We start from the raw sequence: 26,332 nt of genomic DNA, 5'->3' as shown, positions 1-26,332 counted from the left end.
AAACACGCAGAAGAGGATGATGCTATGGCCAAAGAAGTAAAGAAAAAAACGACAGGGAAAAAAGAAACCGCCGCAGCACCCGAAAAAACAACTGTAAAGTCGGATGCACTGGATCGGGCAATCGCTCAGATTGAAAAGCAGTACGGGGCGGGCTCCATTATGAAGATGGATGACGGCAGCCCCCGTCGGATTGAAGGCATTTCAACCGGGGCGCTGTCGCTGGATTTGGCGCTGGGCGGAGGCGGCATTCCGAGGGGTCGTGTAATCGAGTTTTTCGGACCGGAATCCTCCGGAAAAACCACACTGGCCCTTCATGCTATTGCCAACGCCCAAAAGGCAGGTGGAGTGGCGGCGTTTATTGATGCGGAGCATGCCCTCGACCCGACGTGGGCCAAAAAGCTGGGCGTGGATATTTCCTCGCTTCTCATCAGCCAGCCGGATACCGGCGAGCAGGCGCTGGATATTGCGGAGATGCTGATAAAGTCAAATGCGGTCGATATTATCGTGATTGATTCCGTAGCGGCTCTGGTGCCGGCGGCGGAACTGCAGGGGGATATGGGGCAAAGCCATGTGGGTCTGCAGGCGCGGCTGATGAGCCAGGCCCTGCGGAAATTGACCGGTGCTATCAGCAAGAGCAAGACCTGCCTGATTTTCATCAACCAGATTCGGATGAAGATTGGGGTGATGTTCGGCAACCCGGAGACGACGCCCGGCGGCAATGCCCTGAAGTTTTATGCATCGGTGCGCGTGGATATTCGCCGGGTGGAGACGCTCAAGGATGCCAAAGGCGAGGCGATTGGAAACCGGGTACGCGCTCGCGTGGTGAAAAACAAGGTGGCGGCTCCCTTCAAGTCGGCGGAGTTCGATATTCTGTTTGACCGGGGCATTTGTGCGATGGGGGATTTGCTGGATTTGGCGGCCGAATGCGGGGTGCTGACCAAGAGCGGCGCCTGGTATCTATACGGGGACAGGAAGGTAGGGCAGGGCCGCGACAATGCACGGCTGTATCTGGAGCAGAATCCGGAGTTCGCGGAGGAATTAAAGGGCAAAGTGCTGGAGGTTAAAGGAATGGCCGAACAAGCCAATCCCTCATAAAGACGACGGTTCCGCAAGCGGCTCGACGGTTTCCGTCGGCAGGGTTTTTCGGAAGGGGAGTTTGTTTTCGTAAAGATTTTTTCGGCGAATAATGTCGTCGGCGAGGTTTTCTCGGCCGGCTGCTCTCGCCAGCTCAACGGCCTTTTGGGCGGTTTGAACGGCTTTGTCGAAGTCGCGGGCGTTTGCATAGGCCGCCGCCAGAACATCCAGCATTTCGGCTTTGCTGTATTGAGTTAATTCGCAGGCTTTTTGGGCATACCGAACGGCTTCCGCCGGGTCGCGGTCCTCAAAAGCGGGATGGACGGCCAAAAGCCAGGCAAGGTTTTTGTACCCTTCCGCATATCTGGGATTGTTCTGAATACTCTTCGAATAGAAGTTGTACGCTTCCTCGTACCTTTGTTGTTTTTCTCGGATGCATCCCATTCGATTAAAAGCAGGATGATAATCAGATTTGGACTCGACGGCTTGTTTATAAAGATTCATGGCCATATCGAATTGTTCAAAGTGCTCAAAAATCAGGCCGCAATTGTAGTAAACTTTTGCAATATTATGCTTTGTACTTAGAGCACGATGAACAAACGTCATGGCTTTTTCAGGCTGGTTCTGCAGGAGAAGAAGCAGCGCCATGTTTGAGTTATCAAGCGGAGAATCCGAACGCAGTTGCAGGGCGCGTGTCAGATGAACCTCCGCTTCTGAAAATCTGTTTTGCTCCATCAGGACCTGACTGAGATTGGACTCCGCTATGTAATTATTTTCTGTGACTGCCAGAGTGTGTTTGTAGAAAACAACACTGTCTTTCCAATACGAAATCTGATTCCTTGTGGCAGCAAGCATTCCCAATACGACGATACTGCCGAGAAGTCCGAGTACCGCTTTGCGGTGCTTCCATGTTTTTGTGAGTTCATCGGCTCCGAAAACGATCATCAGAAAAATGCCGATGGATGGAAGATATGTGTATCGATCCGCCATGGCTTGTATGCCGACCTGGATTATCCCAATAACGGGAATAAGGGTGATGAGGTACCAAAGCCATCCTGCCAGCAAAAAAGGATATTTGGCGGTTTTTCGAAAGCTCCAGACGGTTATAAACAAAAGGGTAAATGCTGAAAGACCTATGGACGATATCGGAAAATCAGTCGGGTAGGGATAAGGTACTGCCAGATCAATCGGGCAGAAAATTTTGCTGATGTACATCCGGTAGCTGTTCAGGGCATTCAGAAAACGCGATGAGAGAGGGATTGCCCACACACTGCCTCCTTCCTTCTGAGCAAGGTAAGTGACAATCGAAGAGCCGCCGCTCATGAGAAAAAGAGGAAGTTTTTCCAAAAGCAAAGACAAAGGAAAAAAGAACGGATTTTTCTTGGAGACGGGCAGAGAGGAGGGTTCGGCAGAAAGACGTCTTAACGGCCACCAGTCCAGCACGAGAAGCAAAACAGGCATGGTAACCAGCATGGGTTTTGCCATCAATCCGAGTGCAAAGCAGAAAAGAACAAGGGTGTATTTTTTCCAAGTCTTATTTTGGATATAATATATGTATGACAGAAGAGTCAGCATAAAAAAGAACAGGCTGAGTACATCTTTTCTTTCGGAAACCCATGCGACAGATTCGACGCGGAGAGGATGAATACCAAAGGCTGCAGAGATGAAAAAACTTTTCCAAGGAGATTTGAGCAGTCTATTCAAAATGACAAAAAGGAGTGCCGTTGCAGCGCAATGCAGAAGAACATTATGAAGATGATAACCAACCGGATTCAATCCGAATAGTTCGAAGTCCAGCAGATAGCTCAGCCAGGTCAGTGGGTGCCAGTTGTACATATAAAATGAAGTGAACGCCCATACTATGCTCTGGGCATTTAGTCCTCCCTGAATATGATGGTTTTTTACGATATAGTCATAGTCGTCATAATCTATAAAATCATTGTGACGGACGGGTTCGAAGGCCAAAACAATCAGCAAAACAACCGCAGGAAGCATCCAGTATAGTGACGGTTTTTTATCGGAAGTCATTGTGTACCCTCAGATTTCCAAAAAATCTTAATGGAAAGGAAATATCGGTCAAGGGAAAAGGGGTTTTGGGGAGAAAGGTTTTTGAGTGGACATTTCGGACAGGAAAGGTATAATTAAAGGTTTCATTTTAGTCAGTTTTCAGGAAACTTTTTTTGGAATCAAACAGACTATGTTGACTTCGGCGGAGATTCGCAGGACGTTTATCGAGTTTTTTGAGCAGCGGGGGCATCGGTTTATCCCGAGCTGGCCGGTGGTGCCGGTCGGAGATGATACGCTGCTGTTTACCAATGCCGGGATGAACCAGTTTAAGGATATCTTTCTGGGCTTCCGCAAGCCGGACTGCGGGCGGGCGGTCAACAGCCAGAAATGCATCCGGGTCAGCGGCAAGCACAACGATCTGGAGGAAGTAGGACTGGACACCTATCACCATACGTTCTTTGAGATGCTCGGCAACTGGTCGTTTGATGATTATTTCAAGGCCGAAGCCATTGAATGGGCCTGGGAGCTGCTGACGAAAGGTTACGGAATTGCCCCCGGCCGTCTTTGGGCGACGGTCTTTGCGGGCGACCGGGAGGACGGGTCCGAGCCGGATGAGGAGGCGGCGGCCTTGTGGACGAAGGTAACGCCCCTTCCGAAAGAGCGAATTCTCTTCTGCGGACGAAAGGACAATTTCTGGGAGATGGGCTCCAGCGGGCCCTGCGGGCCGTGCAGTGAAATTCATATTGATTTGGGGCCGGACCGGTGTGATATGCAGGGGGTACCCGGGCATCAATGCCGGGTCAACGGCGGCTGCTCACGCTTTATCGAGCTGTGGAATCTGGTGTTTATTCAGTTTAACCGCAAGCCGGACGGAAAACTGGAGCGGCTGGGGGCCAATTATGTCGATACCGGAGCCGGGCTGGAGCGAATTACGGCCGTGCTGCAGAATAAGCGGAGCAATTATGATACGGACTTGTTCCTGCCGCTGATACAGGCGACAGAAAAACTGTGCAAAATCCAATATACGTCCCAGCTGGGCAAGAAAACGGACAATGCGTTCCGCGTAATTGCCGACCACATCCGGACCTTGACGTTTGCGATTGCAGACGGTGTGACGCCGAGCAACGAAGGCCGCGGTTATGTGATTCGTCGGATTCTGCGGCGGGCGGCACGGTTTGGACGAACCCTCGACCTGCACGAGCCGTTTTTGTATAAGCTGGTGGATGTCCTGGCGGAGTCGATGGGGGGGCATTTCCCGGAATTGAGGCAGCGGCGAGAGTTTGTCAGCCGCGTGATTGAGGCGGAAGAGAGTTCTTTCGGACGGACGCTGGACCGCGGTCTGGAGCTGTTTGCCGCGGCGGCCGAGAAGGCCTCCCAATCTAAGGAGCGAACGATTTCCGGCGAAGATGCTTTCCGGCTGTATGATACCTACGGCTTCCCGCTGGATTTGACGGAACTAATGGCCCGGGAACAGGGGCTGAAGGTCGATACGCAGGGCTTTGAGCAGCTGATGGAGCAGCAGCGGTCGATGGCCCGCGCGGCTCAAAAAGGCGGCTTGCTGACAGCATTGCTGGGCGGTGTGCAGCTGCCCGCAACAGAGGATTTGCTCAAATACCAGACCGAGCAGTGTACGGCGCAGATTGTCGGCTGGATTGATGCAGAAGGATACCATCGGGAGGGGACAATTCCCGCCGGAAAGGAAGACATTGCCGTGATTCTGGACCGAACCTGCTTTTATGCCGAGTCCGGCGGTCAGGTCGGGGATTGCGGGCGGCTCGAATCGCCGGATGGAGTCTTTGCGGTGGAGACGACGGAAAAGGCGTCCGAATGCGTCCTTCATCGCGGGAAGGTTTCCTCCGGTACTTTACGGGTCGGCCAGACTGTCAAGGCGGTTGTTGATGCCGGACGCAGACAGTCCAGAAAGAATCATACGGCTACACACCTGCTGCAATGGGCCCTGCGGCAGGTCCTCGGCGATTCCGTGCATCAGCAGGGCTCCCTCGTTTGCCCGGACTATTTCCGGTTCGATTTTACCTGGCCGAAGGCCCTGACGAAGGAAGAAATCCGAAAGATTGAGGACCTCGTTCAGCAGAAAATCGAGGAGGACCATCCGGTTTATACGGCAGTTCTTCCGATTGAGGAAGCCAAACAATTAGGAGCGATGGCTCTGTTTGGGGAGAAATACGGACAGCAGGTACGGGTTATTGCGATTGGGGCTTGTTCGAACGAGACGCTCTCCGAGGCGTTCAGCAAGGAATTTTGCGGCGGCACCCATGTGGAGCGAACAGGGCTCATCGGCGGCTTTGCGGTCCTTAAAGAGGAAAGCATTTCCGCGGGGGTGCGAAGAATTACAGGCCTGACGGGCCGTGCGCTGATGGAGCATTTGCGGCGGCGGAGCCAAATTGTGGATGAACTGGTGGAGACACTGAAGACGCCTGCTGAACAGATTTCCGCACGGGTCAAGAAGGTGCTGGAGGACAACAAGAATCTGCAGAAACAGCTGAAAAGCGGGGCGGTTCGAGGCGGAAATGACCCGCTGACGGAGGCCGGGGCTTTGCTCGAAAAGGCCCGGCGCATTGGAAAGACAGCCGTCGTGGTGGGAGAGGTTGCATCCGCACCGGCCGAGCAGCTGCGGACCGCCATTGACAGCATCAAGAAAAAGGCTGGTTCGGCGGCGGTCGTTCTGGCGGTCAGGGAGGAAGACAGCAAAGTGCTGCTTCTGGCGGGGGTGACCGATGATTTGATTCAGAAAGGGCTGAAGGCGGGCGATATTGTCAAAGAGATTGCTCCGATTGTCGGCGGAGGCGGCGGCGGAAGACCCCAGATGGCTCAGGCCGGCGGAAAAGACCCGTCGAAAATTCAGGAAGCCCTCCAAAAAGCCGAAGAATTCATCGTCAAAAATCTGTAGGGGGCTGATGCCGAAAGATACAATACCTGCCGCAGAAGAATACCGGCGTCTTCGAGAAGATGCGGATGCGATTGCAGCCCGTCTGGCGGAGGTTCACGGCCGGGAGATTGTTTGCCGGGCGGGGTGTACAGACTGCTGTCAGAATCTGTCAGTCTGGCCGGTGGAGTTTTATACCGTTTTGGAAGACCTGCGTGCCGCCGATTATTCCCATCTGGTTTTTAACGAATCGGCGTCTTGCGGTTTTCTAAAAGACGGGCTGTGTCAGATTTATCCGTTTCGTCCGCTGATTTGCCGTACGCACGGACTGCCGATTGCCTTCGAAATTGAAACGGCGGAAACACCCGAAATCGCCGTATCGTTTTGTCCGAAGAACTTTCAAAATTGGGAACAGAAAGGCCTTACATTCGGTCCGGACAATACTCTGCCGATAGACCGGCTCAATGAACGGCTCAGTCAAATTCACCTTCGTTTTCTTCAAGAGGCCGGGGACGAATCGTTGACCGTCCATTCACGAATTCCCTTAAAAAAACTGGCGGAGCTGCTCTGAACGTCAGGCGGAGCGGGCCTCTGCCGAATATCTCTGAATTATTTGTCTGAGTGTTTCTACGGTAATCCCTGTGAAATCTTCGAAAACGGCCTGAGCATCGAAGGCCTCCCGGAGTTCATTCGGATCGCCGCCGGACGTGATGACGATATAGGGCATGCCCGCCGCACGGGCGGCCTTGAAGCCCGACGAGGAATCTTCAAAAAGAATGCACCGCTTCGGCGGCAGGCCCAGTCCATCGGCCGTTTTATAAAGGATTTCCGGGTCAGGTTTGCCGTGCTGAACGTGGTCCCGGTAGAAAACGGCCCGGAAAAAGGGTCTGATATTCAGCCCGTCGAGGACAAAATCCACGTTATCTTTCGGCGAGTTGGAGGCGGTTCCGCACGGAATGCCGGCGGACCGAAGGTGCTCCAGCAGTTTCATCAAGCCAGATGTCGGTTTCATCACAGGTTTGTAGATTTGTCGATAAAGCGATTCCTTTTCGTGTTCAATTTTGCGGATAAAGGCCTCACTCACCTGCGGTCCGAAGAGGTTGGGAACGATTTTATCGTTGCTGCGGGCGTGGACTTTCTGGTGATACAGCTCCATGTCCATCGGGATGTTGTACCGTTTGCACAGTTCGAACCACGCCTGCCGGTGATAGGCGGTGTTTGGCGTGATAGTCCCGTCTAAATCAAAAATAACGCCCCACTCCGGGGCGGATTGCCGATTCTGCATATTTTTTTCTCCGGTATTTCCAGGCGAAAGATTGAAGCATATCGTCCTTTGGGCAAAAATGCAAGGATTGAGTTGTTTTTACACAAGGGGGATGTCGTAGCGGGAGGAAAAGATTTCCCGCTGGATGGGGCCGTGGAAAAACCGGCCGTCCTCCCGGATAAAAGCGGCGATTTGGTCGATTTGCTCTTCGACAAAGCGGCTCTCGTTGGAAACCACGGCAATCCCAATCAGAGCGATTCGTTTGCTGTCTTGGGCCGCTACTTCCGAAACGGAGGCGTTAAATCGGCTGCGAAGCCGCTCAATGATGCTCTTGACAATCCGGCGTTTGTCCTTCAGGGACCCAAGCCCGTGCAGATGAATGGGAATGGTCATTGTGCCGACAATCATAGCGTTCTGAAATTACTTCAATTCTTCAAAAACCGATTCCACCAAAAGGGGCGGCAGATGAAGATAACGGGTTGTTTTTCTTTTTTGTTCAATATCTTCATAAACACGCTGAACCTGTTCAGCCGTCAGACCGATAGTAGGTGCGGCTTCTTCCGGTGCAATACGACGATTGTATGCATACAGGCATAGGTCCATTTTATCATACGGAAGCGAAAAATAAAACTCTTCCTGACTCTGAGGCATTGAATAGGTATCCGTCGTGGGGGGGCGGCTGCAGATTTCTTCCGGAATTCCCAGATATCGGCCCAGGGCATAGACCTGTGTTTTATACAGATGAGCGATGGGCTTGACATCCGCCAGCCCGTCGCCGCCTTTGACAAAAAAACCCTGGTCGTATTCGAGACGGTTGGGGGTGCCCGCCACCGCGTAATGCAGTCGGTCGGCGTGATAATACTCGAGCATTTTGCGGACCCGCTGTTTGAAATTGGTCGCCGCCACAATCCCGCGGTAGGCGGCGGGGGTCAGGCGGGCCTGCCGACATTCCCCCTTCGGGGACTGCACCTGAACGGAAAAAATGCGAAACCCGGCCTTGTGATTCAAAATCGATGGAAGCAGCAGTTTGCATTTCCAGTCTTCGCCGAACTCCGGGATGACTTCTCGAACAGCCCGATTTCGGCGTTCATAGCAGCCGAGGGCCTCCAGGACAGGGGTAATGTTTTCCTCAGCATAATCAATTTTCAGATGCTCGGCAATCAAACGGCTCAGGCGAACCGTGTCTGCGGAGGAATCCCGTTCCGGCATCAGCAGACCGAAGACCCGGTCTTTTCCAACCGCACGGACACAAAGGGCGGCCGCAACGGAACTGTCAATTCCTCCGGACAGCGCTACGACATAGCCGGTCCGCTTCAGCTGCTCCCGGAGAAAAGCCTGAAGCGTCCGGGTGATGGTCTGCACGAGCTGTTCACAGGGAACCTGAAAAAGGTCCTGAGCAAAACCGTTCATTCCGACTGCTCCTGCATCGCTTTGAGAAATTTTTTGTCCACTTTGCCGTTGGGAGTTTTGGGCAGTGAAGGCAGAATCGTTACCTGTTTGGGTACCATAAAAGATTCCATATGGTTGGCGGCAAACTGCAGAATCTCCGAAGGGGCAAGCGAAACACCGGGGCGAAGGACGACAAAAGCCGCCGGAACCTGACCGAGAACCGGCTCAGGCAAACCGATGACGGCGGCCTCGGCGATCCCCGGCATTTGGCAAAGGACATTTTCAATCTCTTTGGGGCTGACCCGTTCTCCGCGTGTTTTAATCATATCATCCTTGCGTCCGAGGAAGTAGAGATACCCCTCCTCGTCTGAGCGGAACAGGTCTCCGCTGTAAAGCCATCGCTGTCCGGTTTTAGGGTCGGTTCGATAGACACGAGCTGTCAGTTCGGGGTCTTTCCAGTATCCCTGCATTACGTTCGGGCCGCGGACAATCAGTTCACCGACCTGGCCGGACGGGACATCGTTTCCCTGCTCATCGACAATCCGCGTCTGGCAGTTGGGCATTGCCTTGCCGACCGATTGAGGCCGGATGTCAATCTGGTCCGGCGGCAGATAGCCGACCCGTTTGCATTCGGTCAGGCCGAACATCGAATAGAATCGAATCTGCGGAAACATCGCCCGAAACTGTCGGATATGTTCGACAGGCAGGGCCGCTCCGGTGTTGCTCACGTAGCGAATCGAGGAAAAGTCGTAATGAGACAAGTCCTGACGGTTCAGAATCAAAGCCAGAATCGTGGGAACCAGCGGAAAACCTGTGATTTTTTCCTCTTTGATTTTTTGAAGGATTTGATGGAAATACACAAAGGATTTTTCAAGAACGACCGTGCCCCCGAACATCATGCTCATCAGAACCTGATAGAGCCCGTAATCGAACGACAGCGGCAGCACATTCAAAATGATGTCATCGGGTGTATTTTCGAGATACTGGATGATGCTCTTGGCGGCGGAGACCATGTTGTGATGAGAGCAAATCACCCCTTTGGGCTGGCCGGTGGAGCCGGAGGTGTAAATCAGAGCGGCCAGGTCCTGCTCAATCAGACGAGGGAAACGGACGTCGGAGGAGGGGGATTGGGCAAGAAGGACTTCCAGGCTCCAGGACGGTTTCACACCGGAACCGGGCATATCAGAGCCGTTTTTCCAGATGCAGCCGATTGACCGCTGAACATGGCCGAGGGCGTCCTGAACCGTAGGGGCAAGTGAGGTCGAAGAAATAAGAAAATCCGCATCGCAGTTGTCGAGGATATATGCGAGTTTGGCCGCTTTTAGCGCCGGATTCAGAAGGACAAAGACCCCTCCTGCCTTCAGGACCGCATAAATCGATAAAACAGCCTCATAACAATTGTCTAAAAATATAGCGACACGGCCCTGAAAAGGCAGCCCCAGAGAAAGCAGATGCAGGGCCAGCCGGTCGCTTTCCTGCTCAAGCTGCAGATAGGAATGGCGGCCCTCGCTGTCCACAATTGCGGTCTTGTCGGGATATTGTACGGCCGTTCTTCGAAGCCACTCATGCAGCAATACCGGTTCAAGCTGGAAGCCTTTGAAATTGTTAGCGGTCATTTTTGAACCCTGTCAGGACAACAATGGCTGGTTTTGGACACTGGGGCTGAGGGAGCCGTTCGATAATCAAAGACGGTTAGACGTTTTGGTCTTTTGGGAGGATAGAACGGAAAGTTTTTGATAAATTGTTCATATAGAATCTGAGTAGAAAGAATCCCAACCAGGGCCATATTGTTGGTTTCATTGGGATATTGAGCCAAACGAACAGCCGAGAGCAGCTTTTGAGTTTTTTCAGGGTCAAAAAGCCCGAATTCTCGAAGAGTCTTTTCCGACAGCAGCTCATCATGATACGGATTTTCCTGAAAGAGAATTTCCCGAATAGGGGCCCGGTACGGGTGTTTGGACCGAGATACAATTGGTTCTGGAAGACTCGTTTGGAAGAGTTTTTTGAGAAGAAATTTTTCCCGAAGGCCGAAGATTTTCCAGCGAGGCGGAATACGGCAGGACTCTTCCATCATCCGATGGTCAAGGAATGGGGTCCTGATTTCCAGCGCATTTCCCATAGCCGGGCGGTCCCCTTGAGAGGACAGCAGATAATTGCTTAAAAAAAGAGTGATTTCCAGATATTGGGCTCGGCTTAAGAGGTCCCAGCGGCTGAAATTCTCCGGCAGAGAAGCCCGCAGTTCCTCCAGACAGCTGTAGGAGGCGAGCTGGTCCTGAAGCTGATGGCTGAAAAAGGTTTTGATTCGTGCGGTATTCAGCCAGCGGATTTCGTGGGAATAGAAAGGATTGTCCGTTTCGGTAAAGTGTTTCCCAAAAAATGCAGGAATCGTATGGGGAAGCCGGGCATCTTTGAACAGATAGGGATAAACGTAGCGAAAGCAGGCGGGACGACGGGCGGACTGCGGCTGACGCGCCCAGAAGCGCCTGAGTTTGGCTTCTTTGTAGATGTTGTAGCCGCCCCAGAACTCGTCCGCTCCTTCACCGGTCAAAACGACCTTGAATCCGCTCGTTCGAACCTGTTCAGACAAAAGCAGCAGAGGGACCGGTGCTGTTCTCAGCAGCGGTTTCTCCGCATACCAAATCATCCGCGACAGATGCTGACCAATATCTTTATTCGAGGCATAAGTCTCAGTATGGTTGACTCCCAGATGACGAACCATCAGGTCCTGATAGGGGCCTTCGTCAAAATCCGGGTGTTCAAATCGAATCCCAAAGGTGCGCAGAGCGTTATTGAAATTGCCGGCGATTTTGGCGGTGACGCCGGAGGAGTCCAGCCCGCCGCTCAGATAAGAACCGACCGGAACATCCGCCCGCAGACGAATTCGAACGGCATCGGTCAGGATGGCATCCACTTTTTCAACCTGCTCCTGAAAGGGCAAATCTGTTCGTTCGGTTTTCCCGAACGGTACGTCCCACCACCTGCGTATGGTTACCTGTCCGTTTCGAAGAAAAAGATAATGTCCGGGCGGAAGTTCGAAGACATTTTGAAACACGGTTTGACCGGGCAGTGGTGCCCAGAAGGTAAAGATTTGGTCCAGCACTCTGGGCTCCAGACGTCTGGGCATGTCCGGTGCTTGAAAAAGCGACTTGATTTCGGAGGCAAAGAGCAGTCTGTTTTCATCCTGATAATAATGAAGCGGCTGGATACCGATTCGGTCGCGGGCCAGGAACAGTTCTTTGTTTCGGCTGTCCCAGACGGCCATAGCAAACTGGCCGTTCAATTCATCCAGACATGAGGCCCCTTTCTCTTCGTACAGATGAAGCAGAACTTCTGTATCAGTTTCCGTATAAAAACGATGACCGCGGGCAAGCAGGTCGTTTCGAAGTTCCGGGTAGTTGAAGATTTCTCCGTTAAAGAGAATCCAGAGCGTTTTGTTTTCATTGTGAATCGGCTGGCTTCCTCTGGACAGGTCGATGATGCTCAATCGGCAATGCCCCAATCCAGCCCAGTCATCCAGATACATCCCTGCCTCATCAGGGCCGCGATGCTCAATGGCCGCCATCATAGACAGCAGAACATCTGAAGATGGATAGAGCGGCCGGCCAAGACCGCAAATGCCGGTTATTCCGCACATGAGAGCTTTCGTTCTAAAAACTGCGAAATATTGTTCAGGGTATCGAGATTTTCCGGGATGAGTTCTTCGTCGTGGACTTTGATCTGATAGGTTTGTTCCAGAAAGCTGATGAGTTCCAGAATACCGGTGGAATCAATAATTCCATTGGCCGTCAAAGAAGTATCATTCTGGAGTTTTGAGTCGTCTCCAAAAAGAAAAGTATTGGTGATAAATTGTCGTATTTGATAATTGTTTGTTGTGGCCATTGTTAATCCAGATTGTAGATAGCCCTCTGTAATATCAATAATAATTTATTAATAGTATATATCTTTGGTAGAATTTCCATTACAATTCTTATTATCTGTTTATCCGATAGAAAACTCCAGAGGAAAAGTTTTTAAATGAAATGACCGAACAATTCGGTATGAAGCTGCAACTGAATTTTTTGGGCTGGATGTCGGCGGCGTGTCTGCTATTGGCGGTTACTGGGCTGGGCTACCGACAGGCGGCAATTCGTTTGAATGCGTTGGCACAAGATCCGCTTCTGCCGTCAGCTCCTCTTTCGACATTTCCCTATCGAATTGAGAAGTGGGAAGGGGAGGACGAGCCGCTCAGCGAGACAGTGTTGGAGGTTGCCGGAAATGACGATTATGTCCATCGGGTATATCGAATTCCAGGCACGGAATCTTTTGTAAACTTTTATATTGCTTATACAAGCCAGCCTCGTTTGATGCTCGGGCATCGGCCGGACCGCTGTTATGTCGGAGCCGGCTGGAATCTCGAACAGATAGAAGAAAGGCAGATTCAGACCGCGGAGGGAGAAGTCATTCCGGTTTTGCTCCACACGTTTCGCAAGCCGCTGCCGGATTTGACGCGGTTAATTGTCCTGAATTATTATTTAATCAATGGGCAGGCCACAAATGATCATCGCGTTTTTTCGGGGCTTCGCTGGCGTTTCCCGTCTTTTTCCCGGGAGCAAATCCGATATGTTGCCCAGATTCAGGTTGTCTCTACCTCCACAACATCCGCTTTGTCGTTTGCGGCTCTTGCGGCACCACTCATTGAGACCTATATGCCGTCGGCCCAGACTTCCTCAAAGAATTAAAATGGTTTTAGGTTTCGCCGGAGGCTTATAGGGCAGGACGGTCAGGGTAACCGTTATGGTTTCCTGTCGGATTTCATTGGAGGCCGTAAAGGAAACAGTGTAGGTCCCTGCCTGCCCATAAGCCGGCTTCCATTCCAGCACGTTCCCATCAAATACAGCACCGACTGGAAGGTTATTGGCTGTAATCGGGACCGGCTGTCCTGCCAGATTGACAGCCTGGACGGGAAGCGTCAAGGTCTGAAGTTCATAGACAGTCTGATTTTCAAGCGGCGTAAAAATCGGTGTCGGTTCTTTAATTTTGATGACCACTGCACGCTGGCTGCTCATTACTCCATCGGTTGCCGTAAAAACCACGGCCCAGTCGCCGAGCTGGTTGTCTGCGGGCGTCCATCGGAATGTGCCGTTGTCGAAGACAGCACCCGCGGGCAAATTCTGAACGGAAACCGTATAGGGATTTCCGTCCAGTTCTAACACCGTCAGGGTGAAAAGAATCGGCTGGCGGGGTTCAGCCGTTATCAGAGTAGGAGCAAGAATGAGCGGGGCCCGGATGTTTCGATAGGTAAATGTCTGGTATGTCGGAGCCTGGGAGCCGTCAAGGGGCTCGATTGTCAGAACCAGCGTGAGCGTGTCGAAATAAAAACCATCTGCATCGATTCCGATGCCCCAGTTTTCGGTTCTGCCGGCGGTGTCAAGCAATTCGAGCATGGCGGAAGAAAAGGGCACTGGAATTGTCCGCAAAGGTGCCCCCAGAGCAAAAGGCCTCGGGTAGATTGTGTACACCCAGGAATCCGGCGAATCAATTTGCTGAAGGGAAAAGGACAATGTCTGACGGTTTGTCTTTATATCGGATGCATCGAAGGTTTTCAGAAGAGTCCCGTGGGGTGAGAAGAAATCGGAGGGGGACAGCCATATCAGGGGCTGATTGGTCGGCAGACCGCTGTAGATTCGTACATCTCGAATGATGCCGTCAATCGTATCCAGCCCCAGTCGGCCGCCGATGCAGATGGGCATCGAATTGGTGCCGATGGTCAAATCGGCCGGGCTTTGAGCAATGCAGCTGCCGTTCAGCCATAGTTGAATCCGGCTTCCGTCAAATGTGCCCAGCAGATGATACCATTGATTGAGGAGAATTTTATGCGTTTCAGCAGAAGCGACCGCATCCTGGCCGCCGGGGATGCCGTCAGAGAGCAGAAAGCGAGGTGTCAGACCGTCTGCTCCCAAATCAAGGGCCGCCAGCTCCCAGGGGTCAGAGCGGGTTTCATACGGCTTGATAAACAGTTTGCCGTAGGGACGAGGCGAGCGGATTTTAAACCAGAGGGATACTGCCAGATTCATTCGGCTGCACAGATTCACCGAGTCATCGATTTGAAGATATTGACTGCCCGAAAAAGAGACCCCCTCACCTTCGACCCACACTGGATTGTTGATAAATATCGCCGGACTGCCGCCTGCAAAGGAATTGTTCGCCTGTGTCCCTGTGTATTCGTTCATCCGCCACGCGGCCGTGAGAGCGGGAGCATTCGGCAGGCAGGTTTGACTCGGCTGCGACTGGTCGGTCTGAACAAGGAATCCCTGAGCCGGGTTTTCCAGAAGGCGAACCGACAAAAGAGGATTCAGACAGTTGTTGACAGGACGAACATTGGTCAGTGTCAGCACCGCGTCAGTGAGGACGAAGCCGGGTTCGATGGATAAAGCGTTCGGGGAAAACCCCCAGGTACAGCCGTCAAAAGGAAGACAGACATAGGCTGCCGACAGTCCGATAAGATTCGAACTGAGGAGCAAAAGACTCATCACTCTCATTCACTCAACTCCAGCTGAGACGTTTTGGCGGTTTAGAAAATTTCTTTACAGCAGACCAGCGCTTTCCAGCAGGGTCTGATACCAGTTCTGCAGTTGGACTTCCTGAACGGTGACTGTTACCGTTTCAGAGGGCAGGCCGTCGGCATTGAACTCGATGTTGTATTCACCGGCCTGCCGGTACCAGGGCCTCCAGGTAAATGTCTGTGTTTTCGGGTCAAAGACAGCACCGCTCGGGAGATTGGAAGCCCGATAGGGAACCTTGTTTCCATTTTCATCGGCGGCCTGGACCTGAAAGGCCAGCCGGCGGTTTTCCTTGACAAGGTACGTTTGATAAAGACGGCGCACCTCGTTTTCTGTCAGAGCGGTATTGTACGTGCGGACTTCATCAATCAATCCCAGGAAGCCGACGATTCGCAGAGCCGGGTCTCCGTAATTGCCGACATCAAAGGTGGAACGCAGCTGTGAAAGACCGCTATAAGTGCCCTCGGCTCTCTGCTGACCATTCAGATAGACGGCGTATTGCCCCTCATTCCATGTCAGAACCACATGGGCCATACGGCTGTTCTCGAGTGTGGCGATATTCTGCCGAAGAAGGGGGGTATCGCCTAAACTAACGGCTAATTTGCCGTTGATGGTCAGCAAGGCAATCCGGTTGCCGCTGTTGAAGGTGTGTCCGAGCAGATACTGAGCCCCGCTTTCTGAGGAAGGAGCCAGCCAAAGCGAGATGGTACCCGCCTGAGGAGTAAAGGTCTCCGAAGGAATCTGCAGGGCCTGGTTGCGGTTCTCAAAGAGCAGATAATCCTCTTCCGCCCAGGAACGTCCCCATTTCGGCCTGCCGACAAGGACGGCTTGCCGCTTGCCGATGACATCCGCGGTGCTCTCCGTACCGTAGTCATCCAGGAGCCAAAGTCCTGTCATCACGGCCGGGGCGCTCCTGGGACGGCCCTCGGCATACAGCTCTTGAATCTGTTCGGCGGATAAGGCGCCGGAATACACTCGCACTTCGCTTAACCAGCCGTTGAGGGTATTCGTGCCCATCCGCCCGCCCAGGCACAGCGGCATCGAATTGGTCCCGATGGGGAAGTTGACGGCCGCAGAGGCAAGGAGTCTGCCGTTCAGGTACAGAGCAATTTGAGAGCCGTTGTATGTGCCGACGATGTGATACCACTCATTCAGATTCAGGGTTGTGCTGCCGTCGGCGGCTATGGCAAATCGTCCGCCTGCCGTTCCGTCACTGACCAGGAACCGCACCATATTTCCGTTTTCCCCCAGATCGATGGCATACAGTTCCCAGGGGTCTGCGTAAGCCGTATGGGGTTTGATGAGAACTTTCGGCCAGTCGTTGTCGTATCCCCGCAGCTTTACCCAGGCCGACAGCGTCATCGGACTGTTCATAGAGAAGACGGGAGAATCGGGAATTTCCACATACTCATTATTGTTGTTGAAGGATAATCCTTCTGTGTCCGTCCAAACAGGTCCGTTTCGCAGCGTTCCGTGGTAACTGCCGATGGAATCAAATGCTGTGGTTCCGTCTGTTTCCGCCAGTTTCCAGTGAGCAGCCAGAGAAATGGCTGAAGGAGTGAAAGCGGCCTGGACGGTTTTGTTCCCGTTCATCGTCAGAACAAGCGGATTGGCGGAACCGGAAGCATCTCCTGACCATCCGGAGAAAAGATATCCGGAGGCAGGTACCGCTGTCAGGGTGACCGTCTCCCCGCTTGTGTAAGATGCTTTGTTGGGAGAAACAGAAACCGTGCCGTTAGCTGCGCTGATTGTCAGGGTATAGGCGGCGGGCTGCCCTGTTGCCGGCCAAATTGGACCGTAGTCAGCTCGATAAGCATTCCACATATTCACAACAAACGTACCGACGGCATTCGGACCGGCACCGCTTTCCGTTTGTAAATAGGCGTAAGGCCCGCCGGTTTTGATTACATCCATATAACGGTCGGTATAGTCAAAGAAGGCAGGGTGATTCCAGGCATCTTTGATATTCATGATTCGACAGACCAGAGCGGCACCAACGAAGGTGCAGCCGGTCTCCCGATAGGCCGTCAGCCAGTATTTATTGCTTTTGTATGGATTGGTTGCGTGAACGATGCCCCATTCGGGCAGTCCGATATCGGCGGCGGAATAAGGAATCCTTTCTGCATCCCGTGAATCAGGCGACCAGGAGGGACTGTTGGTGGCGTTCACATCGGCCTGCGACACATAGAACACCTGGTCATCTTCGCCGAAATGGATGTAATCCGCAGGGGGATTCCCAGGGCCGTAGGGCGCTGTATAGAGGTATTGTCCGCTTTTGGCTCCGATGGCTTTCATTTCCGTGTCATTGTTCAGGACGGTTCCGGCAAACAGAATGGGAAGTTTGCGCCCGCTCATATGTCCGCCGTCGTTGATCCAGAGTTTCGAGCCGCCGGCTTTGAGAATGCCGTACAGGTCGATTCCCAGCTGGACATACCGGATCAGAAGCGTTTCTTTTTGGGCATTGGTATAATTCAAATTCAGAATCAGAGCAGCCGCCGTCGTTTGATGAGCCAAATCCCGTCCGTAATCAGGCATATTGTCGGACGGATGCAGATAGCGTCCCGTCCAGGTTCCTTTATGGTCGAGCCAGACCTTCTGGAACCAGGTTTCCGCTGTGGCAAGAGTGGGAGCACCGGGAACCGGTGTCAGTCTGGCCAGCTTGCTGTAATCCAGATTGCTGACGGTATAAAGACTGGTTTTGTTGGTTCCGCAATAAGGCGGGCGAAAGGCACCGGCAGGAGGAGGGGTCTGCACGACCGTCAAAACAGCGGCCGTGCGGATTTGAGGCACTCTGACGGCATCATGGCTGATAGTAGAGACCAGCGAGGAATTCGGCTGGACCGTCAGGGTGGCACCCGCCCCGACATTCAGACCGACATTCAGGGCAGCACTGTAACTTTTTTCCGCCCAATCCGCCATGGCGCTGTCATACCCCTGATTGGGGCCGGGGACAGGATTAATCATGGAGCCGTTTTTGGTTCGGCCGTTGATTTCCTGGGAAAGAGGGGTAATGCTGATGATAGTTACGGGGCCGACAATCCAGTAGTCTCCGTTGGCATATGTTCCATACCGGTAAGTTCCCGGAGCCCCATTTGTGGAAATCGGCTTATCGAAGGTCCAGGTGATTCCCCATTGTTCAATCCAGTTGGTTCCGACGGCTGCCTGGCTGTTGAGGGTCAGGAGCATCGGAAGCACAAAAATGAACAGATGCCGGTTTCGAGTGATTAGCGTTTTCATATCTTCTTCATTTTCGGACAGGTTGGCGGTTTCAGCTTAAAACAACCCCAAGATTGGCAATTTGACCCGGAAGCGTTTCCCGTTCCGGCCGAATTCACTGTTGTCTCAAGTAAACCTTAACAAATATTGGAAAACCCGGCCACGATAGAAAACGTCCCTGCTGCTTGTCCGATAAAAGCAGGGCTGTAGAAATGAATTCACGCTAACGATAATTGAAACGGAAGGGCGCTATGATTGCGATTTTGAAAATAACCTTCCGGTATTGGAAATTCGCCCTTTCTATTCGGGAGGGCTTACCCATTTCTTATGATAAAAAAACATATATATAATGCTGAACGATTATATGATTGCCGAACTATATCAGTATTTTTCCCTATCGTCAAATGAATTTATCGGACTTGAAATTTTTTATGGAAAATTAAAGAGGTTTGCTGTTTTCCCCAAAGATTCCGACTTTTTGAGGTTATTTTCAGTACTATAGAAGGAAGTGAAATCTCTGTTTTTGGTATCTATTCGTCCGGTTTAAATGTTTTGCAGTTTGCAGCCCAGACAAGGTGAATCTGCCGGATTAAAATCGCCGATAAAGTAGATTGATTGAAACGTTAGACCGGGATTGTACAATAAAAATCTCGGTATGCAAAAAATTTAGGGAACAATGCTCAAAAGGCGATAAACTCGCCCTTCAAATAAAGAATTGGGCGAGCGATGAAAACGGTTTCGGCAGCCGACGGGGACGGAGTCTATCATCATTCTGCTGTGTCAGGAAAATCGGTTGTCAGAGCACATCTTTTCAGATAATTTGTCCGGCGTGTCCTTTTTTAAACTATTCAGACGCCCGATGTCTAAGGAGGGAACCCTTGACGATTAAACCCTTTGAAAAACCGATTTATGTAACCCGTCCGTTCCTGCCTGACCTGACGGAATTCACCGCCGGGCTGCGCGAAATCTGGGACAATCAGTGGCTGACTAACAACGGGCCGGTACTCGAACGATATACGAGAAGACTTATCGAATATTTTGATACCGAGAATGTGTGTCTTTTTAATAATGGAACGCTGGCCCTGCAAATCGGCCTGCAGGGGATGGGGATCAGCGGGGAGGTCATCACGACCCCGTTTACCTTTGTGGCGACCACCCATGCTTTATACTGGAATAAAATCCGTCCGGTTTTTGTGGATATTGAGCCGGACTTTTACACCCTCGACCCCAAAAAGGTGGAAGCGGCGATTACCCCCTGGACGACGGCCATCCTGGCAGTTCACGTTTACGGCCATCCGTGTAAGGTGATTGCCCTGGCGGATATTGCACGCCGGCATAATCTGACACTGATTTACGATGCGGCTCATGCCTTCGGGGTCGAAGTGAACGGCCGTTCGATTGCCCACTTTGGGGACCTGACGATGTTCAGCTTTCACGCCACGAAACCGTATCATTCCATTGAAGGCGGGCTGCTGACTTTCCGGGACCCTGGTCTGAAGCAGAAGTTCGATTATCTGAAAAATTTCGGTTTCAAGAATGAAGTCGAAGTCGTAATGCCCGGAACCAACGCCAAGATGAATGAATTTCAGGCCCTGATGGGCGAAATCGTGCTGCGGCATATGCCGGAGATTGTGTCATCCCGCCGGCAGATTTATCGGCATTATTGCGACTGCCTGAAGGACGTTCCCGGCATCAAACTGCCGACGCCTTTGCCGAACGAAGTGGTTTACAACTATGCGTATATGCCGATTGAAATCAATGCCGAGGAGTACGGCATCAGCCGGGACGATTTGTATCAGACACTCAAACAATACAATGTGTACACACGCCGCTATTTTTATCCTTTGCTGAATGATTTTGCCTGCTATCGTTCCGTTTCCGTAAGTGACCCGCTGACCGTGGCCCGCGGTGTGGCGGAACGGATTCTGACGCTGCCCATCTACAGCGGGCTGTCTTTGTCGGATGTGGAAAAGATTTGCGAGCTGATTCGTCAGGTTCCCGGACAGCGCAAGAGTTCGGTGTAAGAAACGGTTTTGCCCCGAAGAGAACCGTTGCTTTTCAGAGGATTCCCATGAAAAACAGTTTTTATACGGCGGATGAATTAAAAGACATCGGATTTCAGCAGCTCGGGCGAAATGTATTCATCAGCCGCTACGCGCATTTCTACCGTCCGGAGCTGATGTGCATAGGCAGTCATGTGCGAATCGATGATTTCTGCATTTTAAGCGGACAAATTAAAATCGGCAATTATATACACATTGGAGCCGGAACAACCCTGATTGCGGGCACGGCCGGCATTGAACTGGAGGATTTTTCCGGTCTGTCCCACCGGGTGAATATTTTTGCCGTTTCCGATGACTTCAGCGGTCGCGGAATGATTGGGCCGATGATTCCCGATGAATTCCGAAATGTCCGGTCAGGCAAGGTGCTTCTGCAGAAGCATACGGTGGTCGGCTGCGGTTCGGTGATTCTCCCCGGAGTGACTCTGGCGGAAGGAAGTGCGGTTGGCGCCCTGAGTCTGGTGATTCGCAGCACGCAGCCGTGGAAAACCTACGGCGGCCATCCGGCACGGGTCACAGGCCCCCGAAGTCAGCGGGTTCTGGAGCTGGAGAAAAAATTTCTGGAATCGCTGGGCGGAGCGCTATGAGCTCGGAGCTGCGGTCCAAAACCCATCGGGCGGCTCTGTGGAGTCTTCTGGAAATCACCGGGCAGCGGGGCGTGCAGTTTGTTGTGGGGGTGATTTTGGCCCGCCTTCTGCTGCCGGAAGAGTTCGGCCTGATTGGGATGCTCCTGTTTTTTCTGGCGCTGGCCCAGATTTTTCTGGACAGCGGATTCGGAGCGGCCCTGATCCAGCGGCAGCAGATTACCGACACCGACATTAATTCCATTTTTTACTTCAATATTCTGGTCGGATTTCTGTGTGCCGGTTTGTTATGTCTTTTGGCGCCTTCTGTGGCGGTTTTTTATCAGCAGCCGATTCTGAAGCCGCTGCTTCGCTTTTTGTCGCTGATTCTGATTATCAATGCCTTCGGTCTGATTCAGAGTACGCTGCTGGTCAAAGCAATCGATTTCAAGACGCAGACGAAAGTCTCGCTGCTGGCGGTGATTCTGTCCGGAGGAATCGGCATTACCCTGGCGGTTCTGAATTTCGGCGTCTGGAGTCTGGCGGTCCAGCAGGTCTGTGCCGCCTTGTTTCGAACGGTTTTTCTGTGGGTTTTCAGTACATGGCGGCCTTCCCGGCTGTTCAGCCTGCGCTCTCTGAAGGATTTATTCCACTACGCCTGGAAGCTGCTCTGTTCCGGTTTTCTGAATGCGGTCTTTGACAATCTTTACTACGTGGTCATCGGCCGGCTTTTTCCGCCGGCGGAACTGGGATATTTTACCCGTGCAGACAATCTGCAGCAGCTGCCCTCGATTACGCTCAGCAGTGTGGCGGGACGGATTGCTTTTCCGGTCTTTTCGACCATTCAGAAAGAGCCCGAGCGGGTCAAAAGGGGACTTCAAAAAGCTCTGATGTTTACGGCCCTGATTCATTTTCCGCTGATGCTCAGTCTGGGAGCGGCGGCCCGGCAGGTTGTTCTGGTTCTGCTGACGGAAAAATGGGCGCCCTGCATTCTTTATCTGAAGATGCTCAGCCTGGTCGGGATGATGCTTCCCCTTCACGTGCTGAATCTGAACGTCCTTCAGGCCCTGGGGCGGTCGGACTTGTTTTTGCGGCTTGAACTGGTGAAAAAGGGGTTGGTGGTTCTGAATCTTCTGATTGCCTGGCGGTGGGGGATTCCGGCGATTATTCTGGGGCAGATTGTGGTTTCCCTGCTGGGATTGTATTTGAACGGATATTTCAACAAAAGTCTCATTCGGTATTCCTTTTGGGAACAGATTCAGGACCTGTCCGCTTATCTGAATCCGGCTCTGATTGCGGCGGCGGCGGTTTATCTGATCGGCCTGATGCCGATTTCCTCTCCGGCGGTTCAGCTGCTGCTTCAAGTTGCGGTCGGAACGGCGGTTTATCTGGGATTGTCGGAGGTTTTACGGCTGGAGGCTTATCTGGAGCTGCGGCGAATTCTTGTCGGCCGCCTGCAGACTCTGCGGGGTTAAATCTGTCTGGGTGATTGTATGCAGAATCCGCTGGTCAGTGTTCACATGATTACCTATAATCAGGAGCGTTTTATCCGCCGTGCAATTGACGGTGTGCTCGCGCAGAAGACCGATTTCCCGTTTGAACTGGTTATCGGAGAGGACTGCTCAACGGATGGAACCCGGCAGATTGTTCTCGATTATCAGCAGAAGCATCCGGAGAAAATTCGTCTGATAACCTCCGAACACAATGTAGGCCCCAAGAAAAATTTTGTCCGTACGATCGAGGCCTGCCGGGGCAAATACATCGCTTTCTGCGAGGGGGATGACTTCTGGCATTGTCCGGACAAGCTGCAGATTCAGGCGGATTATCTGGAAGCGCATCCGGACTGCGGTCTGGTGTATTCGGAGCATGACCGGTTTTTTGCGGAAAAAGGGAAGACCATCCGGAATTTTTATCAAACCATCGGTCAGGAGCCGCCGGCTCATCTGAATGTATTTGAAGGCTGGGGTCCGTATCACATTCTGACCTGTACGGTCATGGCCCGGCTGGATATGGTCAAATCGATTGTCCGCAATCCGTTTCCCTATCAGGACCAGCGGCACATCGGCGGGCTGGATATTCCGCTGTTTATCGAAATCGCTATGCGGTCCTCCGTCTTTTACATCCGGCAGTCGCTGGCAACCTATACCGTTCAGGCGGAGTCCGCATCCAACACCCGCAATTTTCAGAAAAAAGCCCGGTTTGTCAAATCCAACGTTGAGACGTACTTGTATCTGGCGGAGAAATACGGGCAAAAAGAGGATTCTGAGCGGCTTACCCGAGACTTGCTGCGCGCCTGTTTATGGGCGGCTTTTTGGGACCGGGATAAATCCCTGGCTGAACAGGCCCGTCAAAAAGGAGCGCTGGATTCCTGGAAGGCCCGTCTGCTTTATATCGGGGCGGTCAGGCCCGAACTTCATTTTCCTCTTCGCGGGCTGATTACCCTGTTTTACCGATGGAAAAATCGAATTGCCGGCAGGATGGACCGGTATTTTTCTGATTAAAACACATTGTGGCGGGAGGTGCCGACCGTGCGGGGAATGAATCGGCTGCATACACTGTATCTGCGGTTTTTTTATCGGTTTGACTACATGGGGCGGGGCGTTTCCATCGCTCCTTCCTGTGAGATTCGCCGGGCCGCTGCGCCGTATATTTTTCTGGGGGACGGCGTGCAGATTGACAAGGATGTATGGCTGAATATTCCGTATGAAGCGGGACCTTTTGTAAAGGGCCGCCCGCTTCTGCAGATTGGGGACCGAACCGCTGTCGGAAGACGATGCTTCTTTACGGCCATGCGGCAGATTCACATCGGCCGGGATGTCCTGTTTGGTCCGGGGGTGCTGCTGGCGGACCATTCGCATCGCTTTGAAGACCCAGCAGATCCGATTATCCGCCAGGGCGTTACCGAACCCGGAAGCATTATCATCGAAGACGGCTGCTGGTTCGGCTATCACTCGGTTGTCGTCACTCACAAAGGCCGCGAAATCCGCATCGGACGCAATTCCGTCATCGGAGCCAATGCTGTGGTAACGCGGAGCTGTCCGCCGTACAGCGTGCTGGTCGGAAATCCGGCACGGATTCTTCCTTACAAAAAAGAGTGACTTCCGAACAGCCGCTGCCGGGCCTGGGAGAAATCTGTGGAACAGATGGCCGGTGCCAATCTTGAATACGCCGATCAGACGACCCTGCATCCGCTGGGATTGATAGCGGTCTTGTGTCTGGGGGTCTGTGTACTCTTTGTCCCAAGACGATGGTCTGTCGTGCCGTTCCTTCTGATTGCCTGTTTTATTTCCACCGCCCAGCGTCTGGTGCTTTTCGGGGCAGACCTTACGCTGCTTCGCATTCTTGTGCTCTTTGGGTTTCTGCGGGTTCTGATACGAAACGAATACCAGCCGTTTACATGGAACCTTCTGGATACGCTCGTGACGGCATGGCTTCTGAGTCAGACTGCAATTTATACGCTTCAGATCGGCACGACGTCCGCCTTGATGAACCGGCTCGGATTTGCTTTTGAATCGCTCGGATGCTATTTTTATTTTCGAACGCAGATTCGGGACTGGAAAGATGTTTCGTCGGCCATCACCGGCTGTATTTGGATCAGTGTTCTGGTGGCTGTTTTTTTTATGATTGAATGGTCCACAGGTCGGAACCTGTTTGCGTTTTTCGGGGGGGTTCCGGAGATTACGGCTGTTCGGGAGGGCCGCCTGCGGTGTCAGGGGGCTTTTTCACATCCGATTCTGGCCGGCTGTTTCTGGGTGTCTCTGCTTCCGCTGATGGCCTGTCACTGGTGGAAATCTCCGTCCGATCGGCGTCTGGCGGCTGTCGGGGTCGTCTGCTGTCTGCTGATTGTGGCGGCCTGCTCCTCCAGCACACCGGTCGCAGGGATTTTCTTCGCTTTACTGGGAGGCGGTTTGTTTGCCCTTCGGAGGCATCTGTCTCTGATCCGATGGGGAGTCGTTGTCCTTCTGGTTGTGCTGCACTTTGTTCGGGAAAAGCCCGTCTGGCATCTGGTTTCGAGGGTGAACATTGTCGGCGGGTCCACCGGATGGCATCGATATCATCTGATGGATGCCGCCATCAGGCATTTCGGAGAATGGGCCCTATTGGGAACGCCTTCAACGGCTCATTGGGGGTATGGGCTCAATGATGTAACAAATCAGTATATTCTGGAGGGGGTCCGGGGCGGATTGCTGAGTCTGCTTTTGTTTATCGGGGTTTTGACGGCGGCCTTTGTCAAAGCAGGCCGTCTGCAGCGGTCTGTGAAAACGGACCGATATCGTTTATATTTATTCTGGGCGCTGGGGGTCAGTCTGTTTGTCCATTGTATGAATTTTATTGCGGTTTCCTACTTTGGTCAGATTTATGTGATTTTTTTTCTGCTCCTCGGTATGATCAGCTCTCTTTCGCCGGTTTTTTCTCCGAGGGCGGTCATGAATAACTTCGGCAAGTCGAAAATGGTTCCGCCGATGCAGGAAGACATTCATCGTGTGCCGTCAGGACTTGTTCCGGTTTCTGACCGCCCCTCATGCAAAGGGGAATTTGGTGCGGATAAAACGATTGATTGAAGGGGTTTCGGCGGTCTGTTATGCCGTTTATTTAAAGGCAGCTCGGAGAGGTCCGCAGCGGGTTGTGCTGTATTACCACAGTCTCCGTCCGGAGAATCTGGTCTCTTTTGCCCGGCAGATGGAATATTTGGCGGACCGCTGTCAGGTTGTGCGGGCCTGTGAGATTCTGTCGGCTCCTTTGGCCGGGAAAAAACCGCTGGTCGCTCTGACATTTGATGATGCCTTTGTGTCGGTTCAGGAACAGGCCGTCCCGGTGCTGGAACGGCTGGGGTTGACCGCATCGATTTTTGTCCCGGTTGGTCTGCTCGGCTCCCAACCGAAATGGGGGTTGATTGAGCAGACGGAGGATCAGTCAGAAAAGGTAATGAGCCCGGAGGATTTGAGGCGGCTTCAGCAGAAAGGATTTGATTTGTATTCTCATACGATGTCGCATCCTTTTTTGACACGTCTGGACCGGCCGCAGATTCGGTATGAACTGGAACAGTCCCGCCGGGCTTTGGAAGAACTGCTGGGCGTACCGGTTGATGCCGTCAGTTATCCGCACGGAGATTACAACCGGACCGTGCTGGAGGAAGCGGAGCGGGCTGGCTACAAATGGGGTTTTACCATCGAGCCGCGGGCCGTCTTCGGACAGACCAACCCGCTGGCCGTAGGGAGATTCAGCGTCAGTCCTTCGGAGGGAATCTTTTCCTTTCGCCTGAAGGTGCTCGGGGCCTATCAGGTCTGTTGGGGACTGCAGAAACTGAAAAAAAGAATTTTAGGAAAACGGTGAAT

The 26,332-nt window shown here is 52.6% G+C and carries 20 protein-coding genes; 11 read left to right on the top strand and 9 right to left on the bottom strand.

All coding sequences use genetic code 11. From position 1 onward, the window contains the following. Positions 1–24: 24 nt before the first annotated feature. Entirely contained in the window at positions 25–1,095 is a 1,071-nt protein-coding gene (recA, locus tag WHS88_07770; protein MEJ5260070.1) for a recombinase RecA, read from the top strand. Here recA and WHS88_07765 read toward each other — a convergent pair. Then, entirely contained in the window at positions 1,090–3,102 is a 2,013-nt protein-coding gene (locus WHS88_07765; protein MEJ5260069.1) for a tetratricopeptide repeat protein, read from the bottom strand. The two genes, recA and WHS88_07765, sit on opposite strands and share 6 nt — an antisense overlap. 169 nt (positions 3,103–3,271) lie before the next feature. Between WHS88_07765 and alaS the strand changes: the two genes are divergently transcribed. Then, positions 3,272–5,989, top strand: a complete 2,718-nt coding sequence (gene alaS, locus WHS88_07760; protein ID MEJ5260068.1) for an alanine--tRNA ligase — start codon at positions 3,272–3,274, stop codon at positions 5,987–5,989. A 7-nt stretch (positions 5,990–5,996) separates the two neighbouring features. Continuing rightward, positions 5,997–6,536, top strand: a complete 540-nt coding sequence (locus tag WHS88_07755) for a YkgJ family cysteine cluster protein (GenBank protein ID MEJ5260067.1) — start codon at positions 5,997–5,999, stop codon at positions 6,534–6,536. Positions 6,537–6,539: 3 nt separating this feature from the next. Here WHS88_07755 and WHS88_07750 read toward each other — a convergent pair whose 3' ends face one another. The 6 genes from WHS88_07750 to WHS88_07725 all read right to left on the bottom strand — a co-directional run bounded on the left by WHS88_07750 (position 6,540) and on the right by WHS88_07725 (position 12,497). Further along, the gene (locus WHS88_07750; protein ID MEJ5260066.1) at positions 6,540–7,250 is read right to left on the bottom strand and encodes an HAD family phosphatase; all 711 of its coding nucleotides are present in this window, start codon (positions 7,248–7,250) and stop codon (positions 6,540–6,542) included. A 78-nt stretch (positions 7,251–7,328) separates the two neighbouring features. Then, entirely contained in the window at positions 7,329–7,637 is a 309-nt protein-coding gene (locus tag WHS88_07745) for a DUF503 domain-containing protein (GenBank protein ID MEJ5260065.1), read from the bottom strand. Between the two features lie 12 nt (positions 7,638–7,649). After that, positions 7,650–8,639 (bottom strand): NAD(+) synthase, encoded by a 990-nt coding sequence (nadE, locus tag WHS88_07740; protein ID MEJ5260064.1) that lies wholly within the window; start codon positions 8,637–8,639, stop codon positions 7,650–7,652. Next, on the bottom strand, positions 8,636–10,234 hold the full coding sequence (locus tag WHS88_07735; GenBank protein MEJ5260063.1) for a class I adenylate-forming enzyme family protein: 1,599 nt from the start codon (positions 10,232–10,234) through the stop codon (positions 8,636–8,638). Before WHS88_07735 ends, nadE begins: the two co-directional genes overlap by 4 nt. After that, entirely contained in the window at positions 10,231–12,252 is a 2,022-nt protein-coding gene (gene asnB, locus WHS88_07730; GenBank protein ID MEJ5260062.1) for an asparagine synthase (glutamine-hydrolyzing), read from the bottom strand. The genes WHS88_07735 and asnB overlap by 4 nt, the downstream gene beginning before the upstream one ends. Next, entirely contained in the window at positions 12,240–12,497 is a 258-nt protein-coding gene (locus tag WHS88_07725; protein MEJ5260061.1) for an acyl carrier protein, read from the bottom strand. The genes asnB and WHS88_07725 overlap by 13 nt, the downstream gene beginning before the upstream one ends. 158 nt (positions 12,498–12,655) lie before the next feature. Between WHS88_07725 and WHS88_07720 the strand changes: the two genes are divergently transcribed. After that, entirely contained in the window at positions 12,656–13,336 is a 681-nt protein-coding gene (locus tag WHS88_07720; GenBank protein ID MEJ5260060.1) for an exosortase C-terminal domain/associated protein EpsI, read from the top strand. Here WHS88_07720 and WHS88_07715 read toward each other — a convergent pair. Both WHS88_07715 and WHS88_07710 read right to left on the bottom strand, forming a co-directional pair. Beyond that, positions 13,325–15,136, bottom strand: coding sequence for a LamG-like jellyroll fold domain-containing protein (locus tag WHS88_07715; protein MEJ5260059.1), 1,812 nt, complete (start codon positions 15,134–15,136; stop codon positions 13,325–13,327). The genes WHS88_07720 and WHS88_07715 overlap by 12 nt on opposite strands. A 45-nt stretch (positions 15,137–15,181) precedes the next feature. After that, entirely contained in the window at positions 15,182–18,394 is a 3,213-nt protein-coding gene (locus WHS88_07710) for a LamG-like jellyroll fold domain-containing protein (protein ID MEJ5260058.1), read from the bottom strand. Between the two features lie 857 nt (positions 18,395–19,251). Between WHS88_07710 and WHS88_07705 the strand changes: the two genes are divergently transcribed. From WHS88_07705 to WHS88_07675, 7 genes are read left to right on the top strand one after another with little or no spacing between them, the layout of a single operon-like run. Then, positions 19,252–20,397: a DegT/DnrJ/EryC1/StrS family aminotransferase gene (locus WHS88_07705; GenBank protein MEJ5260057.1), complete on the top strand. Its 1,146-nt coding sequence runs from the start codon at positions 19,252–19,254 to the stop codon at positions 20,395–20,397. 47 nt (positions 20,398–20,444) lie between these two features. Then, a complete protein-coding gene (locus tag WHS88_07700) occupies positions 20,445–21,020 on the top strand; it encodes a hypothetical protein (GenBank protein ID MEJ5260056.1) in 576 nt (191 codons plus the stop codon). Continuing rightward, positions 21,017–22,471 carry a lipopolysaccharide biosynthesis protein gene (locus WHS88_07695; GenBank protein MEJ5260055.1) on the top strand — a complete coding sequence of 485 codons (1,455 nt, stop codon included), beginning with the start codon at positions 21,017–21,019 and terminating at the stop codon, positions 22,469–22,471. The genes WHS88_07700 and WHS88_07695 overlap by 4 nt, the downstream gene beginning before the upstream one ends. A gap of 18 nt (positions 22,472–22,489) precedes the next feature. Then, positions 22,490–23,497 carry a glycosyltransferase gene (locus WHS88_07690; GenBank protein MEJ5260054.1) on the top strand — a complete coding sequence of 336 codons (1,008 nt, stop codon included), beginning with the start codon at positions 22,490–22,492 and terminating at the stop codon, positions 23,495–23,497. Positions 23,498–23,533: 36 nt separating this feature from the next. Beyond that, positions 23,534–24,094, top strand: a complete 561-nt coding sequence (locus WHS88_07685; GenBank protein MEJ5260053.1) for an acyltransferase — start codon at positions 23,534–23,536, stop codon at positions 24,092–24,094. 36 nt (positions 24,095–24,130) lie between these two features. Beyond that, the gene (locus WHS88_07680; protein MEJ5260052.1) at positions 24,131–25,558 is read left to right on the top strand and encodes a hypothetical protein; all 1,428 of its coding nucleotides are present in this window, start codon (positions 24,131–24,133) and stop codon (positions 25,556–25,558) included. Continuing rightward, on the top strand, positions 25,536–26,330 hold the full coding sequence (locus WHS88_07675; protein MEJ5260051.1) for a polysaccharide deacetylase family protein: 795 nt from the start codon (positions 25,536–25,538) through the stop codon (positions 26,328–26,330). The genes WHS88_07680 and WHS88_07675 overlap by 23 nt, the downstream gene beginning before the upstream one ends. The last annotated feature ends 2 nt before the right edge of the window (positions 26,331–26,332 follow it).

Source organism: Anaerohalosphaeraceae bacterium, from assembly GCA_037479115.1.
In the GTDB taxonomy this organism is placed as follows: Bacteria; Planctomycetota; Phycisphaerae; order Sedimentisphaerales; family Anaerohalosphaeraceae; genus JAHDQI01.
The sequence above is the reverse complement of the archived record's forward strand: the minus strand, read 5'-3'. Positions and strand labels throughout refer to the sequence as shown.

Bases quoted from the DNA above. Each gene is read 5' to 3' on its own strand.
- recA (MEJ5260070.1), top strand. From the start codon at position 25: ATGGCCAAAGAAGTAAAGAAAAAAACGACAGGGAAAAAAGAAACCGCC.
- WHS88_07765 (MEJ5260069.1), bottom strand. From the start codon at position 3,102: ATGACTTCCGATAAAAAACCGTCACTATACTGGATGCTTCCTGCGGTT.
- alaS (MEJ5260068.1), top strand. From the start codon at position 3,272: ATGTTGACTTCGGCGGAGATTCGCAGGACGTTTATCGAGTTTTTTGAG.
- WHS88_07755 (MEJ5260067.1), top strand. From the start codon at position 5,997: ATGCCGAAAGATACAATACCTGCCGCAGAAGAATACCGGCGTCTTCGA.
- WHS88_07750 (MEJ5260066.1), bottom strand. From the start codon at position 7,250: ATGCAGAATCGGCAATCCGCCCCGGAGTGGGGCGTTATTTTTGATTTA.
- WHS88_07745 (MEJ5260065.1), bottom strand. From the start codon at position 7,637: ATGATTGTCGGCACAATGACCATTCCCATTCATCTGCACGGGCTTGGG.
- nadE (MEJ5260064.1), bottom strand. From the start codon at position 8,639: ATGAACGGTTTTGCTCAGGACCTTTTTCAGGTTCCCTGTGAACAGCTC.
- WHS88_07735 (MEJ5260063.1), bottom strand. From the start codon at position 10,234: ATGACCGCTAACAATTTCAAAGGCTTCCAGCTTGAACCGGTATTGCTG.
- asnB (MEJ5260062.1), bottom strand. From the start codon at position 12,252: ATGTGCGGAATAACCGGCATTTGCGGTCTTGGCCGGCCGCTCTATCCA.
- WHS88_07725 (MEJ5260061.1), bottom strand. From the start codon at position 12,497: ATGGCCACAACAAACAATTATCAAATACGACAATTTATCACCAATACT.
- WHS88_07720 (MEJ5260060.1), top strand. From the start codon at position 12,656: ATGAAGCTGCAACTGAATTTTTTGGGCTGGATGTCGGCGGCGTGTCTG.
- WHS88_07715 (MEJ5260059.1), bottom strand. From the start codon at position 15,136: ATGAGAGTGATGAGTCTTTTGCTCCTCAGTTCGAATCTTATCGGACTG.
- WHS88_07710 (MEJ5260058.1), bottom strand. From the start codon at position 18,394: ATGAAAACGCTAATCACTCGAAACCGGCATCTGTTCATTTTTGTGCTT.
- WHS88_07700 (MEJ5260056.1), top strand. From the start codon at position 20,445: ATGAAAAACAGTTTTTATACGGCGGATGAATTAAAAGACATCGGATTT.
- WHS88_07695 (MEJ5260055.1), top strand. From the start codon at position 21,017: ATGAGCTCGGAGCTGCGGTCCAAAACCCATCGGGCGGCTCTGTGGAGT.
- WHS88_07690 (MEJ5260054.1), top strand. From the start codon at position 22,490: ATGCAGAATCCGCTGGTCAGTGTTCACATGATTACCTATAATCAGGAG.
- WHS88_07685 (MEJ5260053.1), top strand. From the start codon at position 23,534: ATGAATCGGCTGCATACACTGTATCTGCGGTTTTTTTATCGGTTTGAC.